This window comes from Microtetraspora malaysiensis (genome assembly GCF_001528665.1).
Classification (GTDB): domain Bacteria; phylum Actinomycetota; class Actinomycetes; order Streptosporangiales; family Streptosporangiaceae; genus Microtetraspora_A; species Microtetraspora_A malaysiensis.
Genome location: NZ_BBYJ01000013.1, coordinates 202,268 through 216,853, shown reverse-complemented (window position 1 = coordinate 216,853; position 14,586 = coordinate 202,268). Strand labels below are relative to the sequence as shown.

Here is a 14,586-nt window from a genome sequence, read left to right as displayed (position 1 = left end):
CGTGCTGGCGATCGGGAATCGCGACTGTGCTGTTCGGTGGAATAGAGCTCGCGTGCGGCGGGCCGCGGTCCGTCCCGCCGGCCTCGGTTCAGCCCAGCCTTCGCAGCACCTTCTCCATGGCGCCCCTGGCCTTGTCCGCGGAGTCGGCGCGGTCTCCGACGATCTTTGTCTGGGTGAGGTCGAGATAGAGGATGAGATTCGCCCGGCGGAGCACCACGATGGCGATGTCCTCGTAGTAGACGTCGTCCATCCCCGGGGGGAAGGTGTGGGCGAGTTGCTGCACGTACCCCTTCCACCCGAACACCTCGAGCGGGCGGCTGGTCACGCTGTAGGCGCCGAGGATGATCGGCGGCCCCCCGTTCACCGCATACGATCCGGGGCACTTGGCCAGCCCGGAGGCGACCTCGTCCATCGCGCCGTCGGTGATGGCGCTCGAGCCGAAGACGAGGGCGTTCTGGGTCACGTACGGGACGCGCGAGCCGGTCGAGCGAGCGGGCTCCACGGCGAACTGCCCCACGGGCTCGCCGCCGACCGGCTCCACCACGTTGGACGGCGCGTTGGCCGCATCCGAACGCTGGACGTACGGGCAGGTCTGGATGGCGCTCGGCGGCACGTAGTTGGTGTGCGAGTGGAAGTTCCGGTCGTACCAGTAGTCACGCGCGCCTTCGCCGGCGTCCTTGGCGGTGTAGTACGCGGCCTTGACATCGTCGGCCGTGTAGTGCGGCTTGGTCGCTGTGGCGGCCGCGGAGCCGGAGCAGCCGGTGAGGGCGGCGCAGATGGCGGCCAGCGCGAGGGCGACAGGGGGGCGCAGGGTCACGGATGGCTCACTTCGTCGGGGGAGGCTGCGATCGACCACGGGCCGTCACGTGTCGTTGTCCGGACGCAGCGTGCCGGCGAGGGTGAAGGCACCGCTTTTGACGGTCAGCACGAGGTGGTTGTCGTATTTGACCGTGTGGTCGGGAGCGAACCTCAGCGCGCCCATGAACGTGGTGAAGGTGTCCTCGAGCTTGGTCAGCTGCTCGCTGTTCAGTGCGCGGTCCACCTTTCCCGTCTGCGTCACGGCCTGCCCCAGGGCGCGCAGCGCGTCATAGGCCTGCAGCGCGTCCCGCCCCGGCGCGCGGCCGAAGGCCTTGGTGAAACGCTTGGTCCACGCCTCGGTGGCGGGGAGGTTCTGCGGGCTGGCCGTGGTGATCACGTATGCGCCCTCGGCGCCGTCAGTGCCTGCGGCCGACCGGAAATCGGGGCTCTCCGACTCCGCGGAGGCGATGTACATGCCCTTGTATCCGGCCTTCCGTAGCGCTGCGGCGAGCCGGCCGGACTCCCGGGCCGAGCCGGCCCAGTACACGACGTCGGGGTCGGCGGCCAGCGCGGTGGCCGCCGTCGCGGCGATGTCCTGCCGCCCGGCCGTCAGGGTCTGCTTGCTGACCACCTTGGGAACGGGTGAGGCCACCGAGATCACCTGTTTGACCAGGTATGCGGACTCCGGGGCGTCATCAGCGACCACCGCGAGCCGCTGCGCGGTGTTGTAGGCCATCCAGTGCACGGTCGCCAGCGCTTCCTGGTACGGCGTGCCGTTGGTGAGATAGGCCGTAGGAGTGTCCTCCGCGCTGACCAGAGTGGGTGAGTTGGCGGAGCTGATGAGGAACGGCAGTCCGTTGCCGCCGAGGACCCGCGCGGCGGCCTCGGCGGCGTCGTCGCAGACGCCTCCGACCGCGCCGGCGACGCTCTCGGTGAGGTGGAGCCGCTTCGCCGCCTCCTTGCCGCTGTCGTCGAGGCACTCGTCGTCGACGGTGACCAGGGAGACGTGCAGCCCGATGACCCCGCCCCGGACGTTGAGGTCGTTCGCGGCCATCTGCGCCCCATCCACCAGGTCCTGCCCGCGCGCGCTTTCCGGTCCGGACAGCGGGGCGATCACACCGAAGGCGATGTCCCCCCTGGGGGCGGCCGGCGTGGCGCCGTCTGAGCTGCACCCGCCCGCGGCCGGGAGCGTGAGGGCGGTGAGGGCCAACGGCACGAGCCAGCGGATGCGGCGGGTCCGGCCACGGCGGTCGAGGTTCGTCGGAAGCTGCATGGGGTGCTTCTCGCTCCGGTACGTGTTGAAGGGGGCGGGGCCCAGGGAACGGGAAGGGAGCCCCGGGTGCCCGCTCACGGGCTCGCGCCGTGGTGACGCGAGCCCGCGAGCGGGCGGAGGTGCCTGCCGGGGGCCTACTTCTCGCAGGAGTTCCAGCAGACCTTCTTCTCCCGCTTGCCGGGAATGTCGCCGGTGAACTTCAGGATGTCGACGCCACGGCCGTAGTCGGGGACGTAGACGTACCCGTTGTGCCAGTAGGCCGAGGAGGCGTTGCTCCCGATGATCGCCGGGCCGTCGGAGCCGCCGTTTCGGTCGGGCACCCGGAACCAGCCGACCTGCTGCGGGTTCCTCGGGTCGGAGATGTCCAGGAACCGGACGCCCTGCTCGTAGTAGCCGCCGACGACGATGTTCCCGTTCACCGTGAACCAGTGCGCGGAGCAGTCGCCGGCCTTACCCGTCGGGTCGACGTAGTGGCCGGGCTTGCCCCCCGGGCTGTACGTGGCGAGCCGCGTCATCTTGACCGGGTTCTCCGGAGTGGAGGTGATCCCGTCGGCGTCGTGTGTCCCTTCGAGCGACGCCAGGATGAACACGCCGGCCTTCGAGCAGTCCTGGTTGTTGTTCTCGTTGGTGATGAGGAGCACATCACCCTTGGGGCGATCTCCCAGGGCGTTCGGGAAGCGGTAGGCGTTGTGCAGGAAGGAGCCCTCCGAGCCGCCGATGCTCCCGCCCGCGTACGGGATCGGGTCATAGGCCGTCGCGTAGCGCTTGGTCTGCGTCGCCGGGTCGACGTGCTTCCCGTCCGTCCAGTAGCCGCGCACGCCGCCGCTGCCCGACACCCAGACGACGCCGTCGAAGTCGACGTCGACGCTGTGCGTGGAGCCGCTCGTCGCACCGGTGCGCCGGACGTCGGAGACGACGGCCTGGCTGTAGGTGAACGGGTGGTTGACGTCACGTACGTCGGTCACGTAGACGGGGGAGCTCACGCCGCGCACGCCCGATCCCACCGACCAGATGAAACGGCAGTCGTTGATGCAGGTCGCGGTGTGGCCGAGCGGGACCGGGTGGAAGCCCAGCAGCGCCGGGTGCCACGGGTCCTTGATGTCGATGATGAACAGGCCCTTCTGACCCGAGTCGCGGGTCATGAAGACGAGCTTGCGCCTGCTGTCGACCGTGAGGTTCTCGCCCTCCCAGAACTGGGTCATGGTCTCGCCCGGCTGCTTCAGCTGGTTGACGGTGACCTCAGAGATGTACGTCGGGTGCTCGGGGTCCTTCAGCGACCAGATGGCCAGGCCGCCGGTGCCGTTGGCGACCATGACGTCGTAGCCGAGCTTCTCGTAGTGCACGAAGTTCAGCGACGAGAACGCGGGGCATTTCGCCGACTTGAAGGCGGGGCAGCTCGGGTTGCCGGACAGCACCCCGCGCGCGTGGCCGACGACCTCGACGTTGTCGCTGTGCGCGGCGTTGTCGGGGAACACCCCGGTGTCCGGGAGGGTCTGCGTTCCCTCGGCGCCGATGCCGTCGGTGACACCGGCCAGCGACGCGGCCTCACGCTCGGCGTTGTTCGCCGCCGCTTCCGCTGCCGCGGCCGCCGCCGCCGACGCGGCGGCCTTCTCGTTGTACTCCAGCTGCGCCTGCGCCGCCTTGGCGGATGCCTGCGCGGCCTTCGCGGCGGCAGCCTCCGCCTTGTTCTTGTCGGAGATCGTGCCCGACTCCTCAGCCGTGGCGGCGGCGTCGGCGGCCTTCTGCGCCTCCTCCTCAGCCGTGGCCTTGGCCTCGTCCAGACGAGCGGCCGCCCTGGCGGCGTCCTTCGCGGCCGCGTCCGCCCGGTTCCGCAGGCTGGTCGCCTCGGCATTGGCGGACCCGACCGTGCCGGGGTTGACCGGACCGGACGGGTCCGCGAATGCCGGGCCGAGGCTCGCCGTCTGCAGCACGACCGCCGTGACGAGCGCGGCCGTGCTCGCCAGAAGGGCTCTGCCCTTCAACGCTTTTCCAACAGGTAAGAATCTCACCGTTCCGCAAACCTCCAATAGGATCTTTTGGATGCGGCGCTAGCCGAGGCGGGCCAGCGTCGTCTTCATCAACGCCTTGACCTTCTCGTCGGAGTCGGCGCGCTGGCCCACTGCCTTGATCTGCGCATAGCCGACGTAGATGATGGCGTTGGCCTTGTGCACCACGACGGTGACCAGATCGTCGTAGGTGTCCGGGTTCACCTCCGGGGGCGAGGTGTGCACGAGATGTTGGGCGAACCCCTTCCATCCCTCCATCTCGATCTGCCGGCTGCCGACCGTGTAATCGCCGACGACGGTCGGCGGTCCGCCGAGCACACCGAACGTCTCCGGGCACTTGGCCGACTCGGCCACGACGGTGTCCATCGTGTTGTCGGCGAGCGAGGAGCTCGTGAAGACCGCCGCACCCTGTGTGACGACCGGAAGCGACGACGTACCCGCGAGTTGCGGGCCGACGATGAACCGCCCGGTCGGCATCCCGCCCACCGGCTCGACCGCCGGCCGCACATCGACCTCGACATTCTCGGAGCGCTGGACGTACGGACAGGTCGGGATGCTGTTCGGGGGCGTGTAGACGACGTGCGAGGCGTGGCCGTTGTCCTTGAACTCGGTCGCGCCTTCGCCCAGGTCGCCGGGGCTGACGAGGCCGGACCGGATGGAGTCCAGGGTGTAGGGCGGCTTGGTCAACGCCTGCGGAGCCCCGCCGGAGCAACCCGTCAGGACACCGAGGGCGAGCAGGCCGGCGGCGGTCCCGCTCACCCGGCGGGTCACCCGGCGCCGGGACGCTTTCCGGTCAACGCCTCGCATGCGTGCCACCAGCCTTTCAGCGTGCCGTGAACGGGACACGCACGGGTGTCTCGTCGAAGTCGGAGACGCGGATGTCCAGTCGCAGCACCCACGCCCCCGGGAAGGGGATGGACATCGAGTTCGCCACGTAGTGGCCCGGCTCGGCTGCGGAGATCTTGACGGGGAACGCCGGAACACTGCGGTCGCCCGACTCGAGCTCACCGGAGACCTCGGGGACCGCGACCAGCGAGCCGTCCCGCCCGGTGAGGTAGATGTCGGCCACGTTGCCGCCCGACCTCGCCGGCTCGATCTTCACCTCGACCGAGCCGCCCCGCAGCCCGGTGGCCGGGCCGGCCCCGTCCGCGGCGGCGGGAACAGGGACCTTGGTGTGCACCGGCGGCGCGTAGCTGATGCGGGCCGGGGCGGTGTCGACCAGGACGGCCGTGATCGACACGACGGAGATCCCGAGCACGACTTCGGCCATGACCGAACGGCGCAGCCGGCGCACCGCGGCGGAGGGCGCGGCGTCGAGGCCGAGAGGTTCGCGGCCGTGTTCGCGGCCGTGTTCGCGGCCGTGCTCGCGACTGTGCTCGCGACTGTGTTCGCGGCTGTGCCGCCGCACGAACCGCCGCGCTCCGGCGGCAAGACCCACCACGGCGAGGACGGCGGCGAGCTTGCCGAGAAGCAGCCGCCCGAAGTCGGTCCCGCCGAGCGCACCCCACGTCCCCACCTGCCGCCAGGACAGGTATACGCCGGTCACCGCGATCACGGCGAAGCAGATCTGCGCGAGCTGGGAGAACCTCGGGAGCGCGGGCTCCAGGGAGACGGCGCGGGTGGGCTCCCGCCTCCCCTCCGGGATGAGCACGCAGGCCGCGAGCACGATCAGGCCGCCCAGCCACAGGGCCATGGCGAGCAGGTGCAGGCTCGTCGCCGGAACGGCCAGCCAGGTCTGCACGCCGGTCTGCGCGTGATCTGCCAGCGTCCAGGTCAACGTCACGGCGACGGCACCGGCCGCGGCGACCGCGGGCAGGACGACCCGGCGGGTGACGCCGGCCGCCCCGGCGTGGGCGGTCCCGGCGCCGGCAGGGGGCGGGGAGGGGCGCACGGCGACCCCGAAGGCCACACCGAGGGCGAGCACGATCACCAGCCGCACCAGCAGCGCCTGGCCCAACCGCGTGGACAGCGTCGCGCCGAGCAGTTCAGGGTCGAACACCCCGGTCAGCGACGTGCCGGCGGCGTACGGCCCCTGTACGAGCAGGACCACCACGGTGCCGGCCGTCAGCGCGGCGAAGCCGGACCACACGATGCGCCGGCCGCGGCGGTCATCGCGGCCCGCGGGCCAGAGCACGGCGAGGAACAGCGCACCACCGAGGGCGAGGGCCACACCGAGAAAGGCAAGGCCGCGGCCGACCGCGTCGACGACGGGGACGGCGGGGTCGGCATCCTGCTCCACCGGGGCGGCCAGCGCGCTCGGGTGGCCGACGCTGAAGCTGAGCGCACCCGACACCACGTGCGAGTCAGCGGACGTGACTCGCCAGGCCAGGACGTAGGTTCCCTCGGCCAGATCCGTGGGCAGGCTCACCCTCGCCGTGTTGGCCTTCCCGTCCACGTGCCCCGGGGTACCGATCGCCAGCTTCTTCGCGGTCACGTCGAGCAGCTGAATCGACCGCTGGTTGAAGCTCACCGCCTCGTTGAAGCGGAGCCGGACCTCAGCCGGGGGAGAGGCCAGCACCTCGCCGTCGACAGGCGAGGTCTCCAGCAGGTAGGCATGCGCGTACGCCGGATGGGTGGCCACGACGGAGACGAGGTCCGCGACCAGGCCGCCGGCCACGAGGAACGCGACCACCGCCAGCCGCGCGATCAGCCGGACCCGGCGATGTCCGGCGGGGCGCATACCGCGCGTCATCCGACCGGGTCCGTACGAAGCTTGCTGGCCAGGGTGAACGTGCCGCCCTTGACCTGGGCGATGACGTAGTTGTCGTACGCCAGCGAGTGATCGGCGGCGAAGCGGAGCGCCCCGGTGAAGGTGGTGAAGTCCTCGAGCCGCGGGAGGTTGTCGACGACCTTCGAGGGAGTCGTGTCCCCCGCCTGGCGCACCGCCTGCGCCAGCGCGCGGAGCCCGTCGTAGGCCTGCATCGCGTCACGGCCCGGGTCCCGCCGGTAGCGGCCCTTGAAGCGCGCAGCCCAGTCTGCCGCTGCCGGGAGAAGTCGTGGGCCCGCGGACGCGGTGAGGAACGCGTCCTCGGCCGCTCCTCCCGCCGCCTGTAGGAACTCGGGGCTGTCCGACTCCGAGGAGGCCATGAAATAGCCGGTGTAGCCGGCGTGACGTAGTGCGCCCACGAGCCGTCCACCCGGTTCCGCCGCCCCCGTCCAGTAGACGAAGTCCGCCGTGAATCCGGTGACGGTGCGGGCGAGCTTCGCGAGATCGGGATCCTTCGTGGCGGAGGTTCGCCTGCTCACCTTCAGGCCGTCGGCCTTGACCCGGTCGGTCACCAGGCCGGACAGCCGCTGCGAGGCCGGCGAGCCGTCACCGAGCACCGCCACCCGCTGGGGGCTCCGGTAGCCCATCCAGTGCACCGCGGCCAGCGCCTCCTGGTAGACCGTGCCCTCCATCGGGAACACCGACGGCAGCTCGGCCCCGACCAGCCGGTCGGCGCGGGCGGAGGAGACCAGGAACGGCGTGCCTTCCGCAGCCACGGTTTTCGCCGCCGTCACCGCCGCGTCCTCGCACAGCCCGCCGACCACCGCCACGACGCTCTTGGCGGCCAGCTCCGTCGCCGCCTGCTCGCCGGTCGCCGACGCGCAGCCGCCGTCCTCGACGGCCAGCCTCACCTGCCGCCCCAGAACCCCGCCCTGTTCGTTGATCTCGGCGGCGGCCAGCCGCGCTCCGTCGACGAGGTCGTGCCCACGCTCGGCCAGGTCGCCCGAGAGCGGGGCCAGTACCCCGAACGTGATCTCGCCCTGCGGCTTGGGGGCGCCGCCGCCCTCATCCGAGGCAGAGCACGCGTCGAGCAGACCGCTCACCACCAGCGCGGTCGCGCCCAGCGCGACCGCGCGCACGGCACCTCTGCGTCGCACCCTCTACCTCCACGTCGTCACCATCGAGAGCCGGTCCGAGCGCGGCGGTCGCCACGCTCGGACCGGTGTTTTGGCTCAAACGGTCACTTGTCGCACGAGTTCCAGCAGATCTTCTTGTCCGGCTCTCCGGCCAGCTTGCCGTCGAACCGCAGGACGTCGACGCCCCGGTTGTAGTCCGCGACGTAGACCAGCCCGTCGTGCCAGTAGGCGGCCGACGCCGAGCCGCCGGTCACGCCCTGCCCCGACGGCACGCGGAAGTAGCCGACCTGGGTCGGGTTCCTCGGGTCGGACACGTCGATGAAGCGGGTGCCCTGCCCGTACCACGCCTGCGCCAGGATGTTGCCGTTCACCGTGAACCAGTGCGCGGAGCAGCTACCGCTGGTGGCCGACCCCTCCTTGCCCCACGGAGACCAGTGGCTGATCAGTTCCAGCCGGAACGGCTTCTCCGGCGTGGAACGCCAGCCTTCACCGTCGTAGCTGCCCTTCAGCGAGGCGATCTTGAACTCGCCCGCCTGCGAACAGGTCGTGATGTTCTCGTTGGTGATGTAGAGCAGCTCGCCCTTGTCGAAGGAGCCGAGCTTCTCGGTGTTGTGGTAGGCGTTGTGGTCGAAGTAGTCGAAGAAGTCGGTGCCCGCCGGGTTGGTGGCGACGACGGTCCCGCCCGCGTACGGCACCGGGTCGTACGCCGTCGCGACGCGGTTGCGCTTCTGCACCGGGTCGTAGTGGTTGCCCTCGGTCCAGTAGCCGCGCACGCCGCCCTCACCGGAGGCCCAGGCGATGCCGTCCTTGTCGACATCGACGCTGTGCACGTAGTCCGTGACCCCGTCATGCCGGTCGAGATCGACCGCCCGGTCGAAGGTGTACGGGTGCTTGATGTCGTGGATGTCGGTCACCCGCACCGGTACGCCGTTCCAGGAGGGGTCCTGGCCTGGCGTGCCCGTGTTGGCCGGACCGACCGACCACAGGTACTTGCAGTCGTTGATGCAGGTGGCCGTGTGTCCGGCCGGGATCGGGTGGAAGATGACCGTCTCCGGCTTCCACGGATTCTTGACGTCGATGATGTAGACGCCGGACTGACCGGTTTTGACGGTGCCGCCGAAGCCGCGCGGGTCCCGGGTGAGGAAGACCAGCTTGCGCTTCGGGTCGACGGTCATGTTCTCGCCTTCCCAGAACCTGTCCTGGGTGTCCCCCGGCAGGCGCAGCTCGGCTGCCGTGATCTTCGAGATCAGGGCCGGGTGCTCGGGGTCCTTCAGCGACCAGACGGCGAGCCCGCCGGTGCCGTTGGCGAACATGAAGTCGTAGCCGTACTTGTCGTAGCGGATGAAGTTCAGCGCCGAGTAGCCGCTGACTCCTCTGACGTTGTCGACGAACGTGACGTTGCCTGCGACGGCGGTCGTCGGGGTGTTGTGGACGTCATCGAGGATCGGACCGCCATGGGCGGAGTTGTCCGACGGGCTCGAGTCGGACGGTGTGTCGGCGAATGCCGCGCCAACTCCCGACAGCTGTAATAACACAGCCGTGGCAAGAGCGGCCGCACCCGCCATGAGGGACTTCGGTTTCACTACGCCCTCCCTTAAGGGGCCCTCAGTGCAGGTTGCAACCATGCGACCGAAAAGTCGCACTTGGCCATGACTCTAGAAGCGGCGTTAGTGGCCGTCATGGTGCAAATGTCGAAAATGTCACCCCCTCGGCGTCCGTCATTCGTCGTGATCGCGCCCTGACATGCCCGTACGGCCCTGGCCGGCCGCCGGTTGGCCGGCCTTCCGGACCGTCGGGGCCGGACGTCGAAAAGGTGGTGGAGGTCCTGTCCGGAACCCGGTTCGCGATGGTGATCACGTCACCGGCGTCGGCGAGGCCCTGGCGCGCGATCCCGCAGGACCCGGAACGTCGTTCATGGGAGGCATTTGTCGGACACTCCCTCGGACTCTCGACAGGCCTGCCCGAGGGCTTCAGGCGGGGATCGAGTTCGAGGGCATCATCGCCAACTTCAGCGGCAACAGCCGTCTCGGCAAGGCGATCTGGCAGCTCCTCTCTACAATGGCCGGGTGAATCTGGATCGGGCCGTGTGCGGCACGTGCTGAGCGCGGCGGGGCTGGGCGCGGAGGAGGAAGCCGCCTACCGGCTACTGGTCAGGACCACCGAGGTCGAGTCCGACGCCCTGGCCGAGGAACTGGGCGTGGCGGCCGAGGTCGCGCGGCAGGCGCTCGGCTCGCTGCTGGCCAAGGGGCTGGCGCGGGCCGTGCCGGGAGATCCCGGCCGGTTCACGGCGGTCGCGCCCGACGTCGCGCTCGCGGCCCGGCTGCACCGGCGGCAGGCCGAGGTCGACCGGGCGCGGCATGCCATGGAGCAGCTCACGGGGGAGTACCTCGCGCACGCGCGGCGCCGCGAGGCGGCGCAGCTCATCGAGGTGATCACCAGCCGTACGGCGCTGCGCGAGCAGCTCCGGCTGCTGCAGGACGGCGCCCGGCACGAGGTGCTCAGCTTCTGCCGGGCCGGGCACGTGGCGATGACCTCGCAGGAGAACACCGAGGAGCTCGCGGCGCTGCGGCGCGGCGTCGGCTTCCGCGTCATCTACGAAGGGGCGTTGCTGGAGGAACCCGGCATGCTGGTCAACCTCGCCGACGGCATCACCCTGGGGGAGCAGGCTCGCGCGCTGCCCGTCCTGCCGGTGCGGATGATCATCGCGGACGGCGAGCTCGGGGTGCTCCCGCTCATCCAGCACACTGACGGCCTGACCCAGCTCACCGCCGCGCTGATCAGGCCCAGCAGCCTGCTCGACGCACTCAAGGCCCTGTTCGAGAGCCTGTGGGAGCGAGCCACGCCGGTCAGCCTCACCAGCCCGGGCAGTCCGCTCGACGCCGACCATCTCTACCTGCTGTCGCTGCTGGTCGCGGGTGTTCCGGACAAATCGATCGCCACCCAGCTCAAGATCTCGCATCGCACGGTGCAGCGCAGGATCGCCTACCTGATGGAGCGGGCGGGTGCGCAGACCCGGATGCAACTGGCCTGGCACGCCGCCCACGAGAACTGGCTCTGACCGATCAGTAGGCCCTGATCACCGTCTGCCTGACCGTGTTGCCGGCCGAGTCGGTGGCGGTGACCCGCAGTGACGGGTGCGGGCGCAGGACGGACGCGCTGTAGCGTCCGCCGCCGAGCTCGTTCACCGGCTGCTCGCGCCACGTCGCGCCGTCGTCGTACGACAGCTCCAGCTTCAGATCCTTCGCGCGCACCCCGCTCACGCCCTCCTGATGCCGTACGGCGAAGCCCACCTGACCGGGGCGCTCCGGGCGCACGTCATAGTCGACCTGCAGCAGCGGCAGCACCCGATCGCCCGGCTTGGAGCGGAACGTCCAGGCCGTCTCGGTCGCGGTCGCCGTGGTCCACTCGTCCGAGGTGCGCGTGGTGGACAGTTCCAGCCGGTAGACGGCCTCCTGCGGCGACGCGGGGAACGCGCCCCAGGCGGCGTCGCGCTCCGCCACCAACGTGCCGTCGCGGAAGAACCGGGCCGACGCGGTGTCGTTGTCGACGCCCGTGCGGGAGACGTGACCGGAGGAGTCCACGAACTCGGGGATCCGGATCTCCATCGTGTCGCCCTCCCGGGTGGAGGGCGTGATCCAGGCGGGGATCGCCGGGCGGACCACCGGGGCGTGCCAGCTCTCGCTGGTCCGCGTGCCGGGCTGGTAGGTGCGCGGCTGCTCGGTCATGCCGTCGAGCAGCCGGCCCATGTCGTCCCAGACGTACTGGTGGTTGACGAGGTGCTGCCAGAAGGAGCCGTTGGCGCTGACGTATTCGGTGCGGAGCAGCGGGGTCTTCACGATCCGCTGGGTCTCCATCTGCTGGCCGAGCGAGTAGGACTGCCAGGGGCGCCAGCCGAAGCGCTGCTCCTTGGCCCAGGCGAAGCCCCCGTTGTCGGCATATGTCGTGGCAACACGCGCGGTGTTGCTGTCGTTCACCTCATACACGATCTTGTCCGGCACGCGGCCATCGGAGACCTGCATGACGTCGTAGAGGTAGGGCGAGCTCATCGTCCCCGTGACCTGAAGCTTCGCGTTGCCCTTCTTGATCCGCTCCAGCATCCGCTGCCCGTCGTCGCCGGCGACCACCAGGGCCGGGATCGGCAGGTCGGCGCCGACCGGCTTCCAGTCACGCCCGAACGGGTCGTCGGGGGGCATCACCAGGATCACGGCGACCGCTCCCGCCTTGATCGCGGCCGCGGACGGGTCGGCCCAGTCGATGTCCTCGCTGCGGATGACCGCGGCCTTGCCCTTGGCCCCGGCCGTCCCATCGGCGAGCGACCACATGTGCCGCCCCTCCACGCCCGGCGACCCGCCGAGGAACCCCATCGAGTACGGCTGCCCCGTACCGGGCAGGTGGGCGGTGAGCTTCGGTGCGACGAGCTGCCAGCGCGACGCGAACTCGAACGAGCCGTCACGCACCGGCTGGGTCGGTGAGACGTTGAGCCCCTCGATGACGTCGAAGTTCATGACGCCCTGGGAGATCTTGCGCGAGCCGAACGCGCGATAGGTGAAGTAGGTGTAGATGCCCACCTGTTCGGCGGGTTCCTTGGTCTTGATGGTCACCGGGGTGGTCTTGCGGAAGTCGAGCACCACGTCCAGGTCGCGGTCGACCTTGAGCTCGGGGATGACGACCAGGCCGTCACGCGGGTGCGTCCGGCCCCAGCCGCCGCCCAGGTTGAGCGACTGCGTCATGTAGGTGCCCTCGGACACCTCCACGGTCAGCCCTTGCTCGGGCAGCCAGGTGAAGACGTCGTCCAGCTGCGACGCGCCGAACATCGACAGCGTGTCGGCGCCGGTCGGCTTGCCCGCGGCGTCGACGGCGGTGAAGTGGACCTTGTGCTGCGGCCCCTTCCAGGTCAGCGCCAGCGTGGTGTGTACCTGCTCCGCGCCCGCCGTGGCGGTGACCAGCCCGCTGTACCGGCCGAAGGAGAGCGTGGCCAGGTCCATCGTGACCTTGACGTCGGCGGTGCCGCCCGCCGCGACCGACACGGTCGTGGCGCTGAGCTCGGCCCCGTCGAGGGTGCCGGCCAGCTCCAGCGTGACCGGGGCGGCCGTGCCGTTGGTGTAGGTGATCGTGCCCTCGGCCGTGGCCGGGCCCTCGCCCCGCTGGTGCTTGCCGAGGTCGACAACGCCGGTCGCGGTCACGCCCTGGCGCACCGCGCGGGCCACGTCCAGGCGGCCCGCGCCGGCGTCGTCGATCTGCTGGCCGGCGATGGGCTTGGCCGAGCCGACCAGCGCGTCCTTGATCTGCTTCGCCGTCCAGTCGGGGTGGCGCTGCTTGACGATCGCGGCGGCCCCGGCCACATGCGGCGTGGCCATCGAGGTGCCGGAGGCGGCCGTGTAACGCTCGTCGACCGGCTCGCCCATGGTGGTGCCCGCCGCGCGGGCCGCGACGATGGCCACGCCAGGGGCGGTGAGGTCGGGCTTGGGCGCGTCGTCCAGGCGCGGGCCCCGGCTGGAGAACGGCGCGAGCGCGTCCGTGCCGTCGACCGCGCCGACCGTCAGCGCCGAGGTCGCCGCGCCGGGAGTGCCGATGGAGTAGGCCGCGCCGTCGTTGCCCGCCGCGACCACGAACAGGGCGCCGGTGCGCTCGGTGAGGGTGTCGACGGCGAGGCTGAGCGGGTCGGTGCCGTCGGTGGCGCCGCCGCCGAGGCTCATGTTGATCACCGACGCGCCTTCGGCGGCGGCCCATTCCATGCCCTCGATGACGCCGGACAGGGTGCCCGAGCCGTCGTTGTCGAGCACCTTGCCGACCATCAGCTCGGCGCCGGGGGCGACACCCTTCCTGCCGTCGCCGCCCGCGATGGTGGCGGCCACGTGGGTGCCGTGCCCGTTGCCGTCCTGGACGCTCGGCTCGTCGGTGAAGACCTTGGTCTGCTTGACGCGTCCGGCCAGGTCGGGGTGGGTGGCGTCGACGCCGGTGTCCAGCACGGCGACCTTGACGCCCTTGCCGTCGAACCCGGCCTGCCACGCCTCCGGCGCGCCCACCTGCGGCACACTGTGGTCGAGCGTGGCCTTGACCTTGGCGTCCAGCCAGATCTTCGTCACGCCCTGCGACAGCGTGGCGGCCCCCTGCTTGTCGAGCGACTTCCACAGCTGGCCGATCGTGCGCTTGTCGGCGGCGACGACCCGGCCGTTGACGCTCTCCAGCTCGGGCCCGGTCGCGCTCTTCGGCGCGGCGCCGTCGTAGAGGAACAGCAGCGGCAGCTTGTCCGTCTTCGCGTCGTCGTACCCCTGGGCGATCAGCCGGGTGACCGAGAACAGGCTGGGGTCCAGCCGCTTGGCCGCCAGGAGGGGGACGATGTCGTTGGGCAGGACCCGCAGCTCGCCGTTCTCCTCGGTGGTGTTGAACGCCATCCGCTCACGGCCCGGCCCCGGCTTCACCTCGACCGCGTGCCTGCCCGGTTCGGCCTGCCTGACGGTCACCACGTCCCCGGTGATCAGCGTGACCCGGTGGACGCTCTCGCCGGCGGGCTCGGCCGCGGCCGCGGATAACGGGGCGCTCAACAGGGCGGCGGTGGTGACTCCTGCCACCATCACATGGGCGGACCAGTGCATGGGGGTGAAACCTCTCGTAGCAACAACTAGTGGTCACGAGAGTGGGTGATGGGGTGCCTGGTGCGCCAGG

General features: G+C 70.6%; 9 protein-coding genes. 1 reads left to right on the top strand and 8 read right to left on the bottom strand.

Annotated features, from left to right (window positions below):
* Positions 1-88 precede the first annotated feature (88 nt).
* From AWQ71_RS18360 to AWQ71_RS18330, 7 genes are all read right to left on the bottom strand, one after another.
* The gene (locus AWQ71_RS18360; RefSeq protein WP_067134752.1) at positions 89-817 is read right to left on the bottom strand and encodes a hypothetical protein; all 729 of its coding nucleotides are present in this window, start codon (positions 815-817) and stop codon (positions 89-91) included.
* A 45-nt stretch (positions 818-862) separates the two neighbouring features.
* Complete coding sequence (locus AWQ71_RS18355; protein ID WP_067134750.1) at positions 863-2,071, bottom strand: branched-chain amino acid ABC transporter substrate-binding protein; 1,209 nt, start codon at positions 2,069-2,071, stop codon at positions 863-865.
* A gap of 134 nt (positions 2,072-2,205) precedes the next feature.
* Entirely contained in the window at positions 2,206-4,053 is a 1,848-nt protein-coding gene (locus AWQ71_RS18350) for an LVIVD repeat-containing protein (RefSeq protein WP_067134748.1), read from the bottom strand.
* A 66-nt stretch (positions 4,054-4,119) separates the two neighbouring features.
* Positions 4,120-4,884 (bottom strand): hypothetical protein, encoded by a 765-nt coding sequence (locus tag AWQ71_RS18345; RefSeq protein WP_157570421.1) that lies wholly within the window; start codon positions 4,882-4,884, stop codon positions 4,120-4,122.
* A gap of 16 nt (positions 4,885-4,900) precedes the next feature.
* Entirely contained in the window at positions 4,901-6,769 is a 1,869-nt protein-coding gene (locus AWQ71_RS18340; RefSeq protein WP_084259017.1) for a copper resistance CopC/CopD family protein, read from the bottom strand.
* A complete protein-coding gene (locus AWQ71_RS18335; RefSeq protein ID WP_084259016.1) occupies positions 6,766-7,941 on the bottom strand; it encodes a branched-chain amino acid ABC transporter substrate-binding protein in 1,176 nt (391 codons plus the stop codon). Before AWQ71_RS18335 ends, AWQ71_RS18340 begins: the two co-directional genes overlap by 4 nt.
* An 83-nt stretch (positions 7,942-8,024) precedes the next feature.
* Positions 8,025-9,503, bottom strand: coding sequence for an LVIVD repeat-containing protein (locus AWQ71_RS18330; protein ID WP_067134739.1), 1,479 nt, complete (start codon positions 9,501-9,503; stop codon positions 8,025-8,027).
* 503 nt (positions 9,504-10,006) lie between these two features.
* On the opposite strand from AWQ71_RS18330, the gene AWQ71_RS18325 reads away from it, so the two are divergent.
* Positions 10,007-10,978, top strand: a complete 972-nt coding sequence (locus AWQ71_RS18325; protein WP_218001841.1) for a helix-turn-helix domain-containing protein — start codon at positions 10,007-10,009, stop codon at positions 10,976-10,978.
* A 4-nt stretch (positions 10,979-10,982) separates the two neighbouring features.
* Here AWQ71_RS18325 and AWQ71_RS18320 read toward each other — a convergent pair whose 3' ends face one another.
* A complete protein-coding gene (locus tag AWQ71_RS18320; protein WP_067134736.1) occupies positions 10,983-14,516 on the bottom strand; it encodes a S8 family peptidase in 3,534 nt (1,177 codons plus the stop codon).
* Positions 14,517-14,586 lie beyond the last annotated feature (70 nt).

Excerpts from the sequence above, each read along its gene's own strand:
- AWQ71_RS18320 (WP_067134736.1), bottom strand. The coding sequence starts at position 14,516 with ATGCACTGGTCCGCCCATGTGATGGTGGCAGGAGTCACCACCGCCGCC.
- AWQ71_RS18340 (WP_084259017.1), bottom strand. The coding sequence starts at position 6,769 with ATGACGCGCGGTATGCGCCCCGCCGGACATCGCCGGGTCCGGCTGATC.
- AWQ71_RS18355 (WP_067134750.1), bottom strand. The coding sequence starts at position 2,071 with ATGCAGCTTCCGACGAACCTCGACCGCCGTGGCCGGACCCGCCGCATC.
- AWQ71_RS18345 (WP_157570421.1), bottom strand. The coding sequence starts at position 4,884 with ATGCGAGGCGTTGACCGGAAAGCGTCCCGGCGCCGGGTGACCCGCCGG.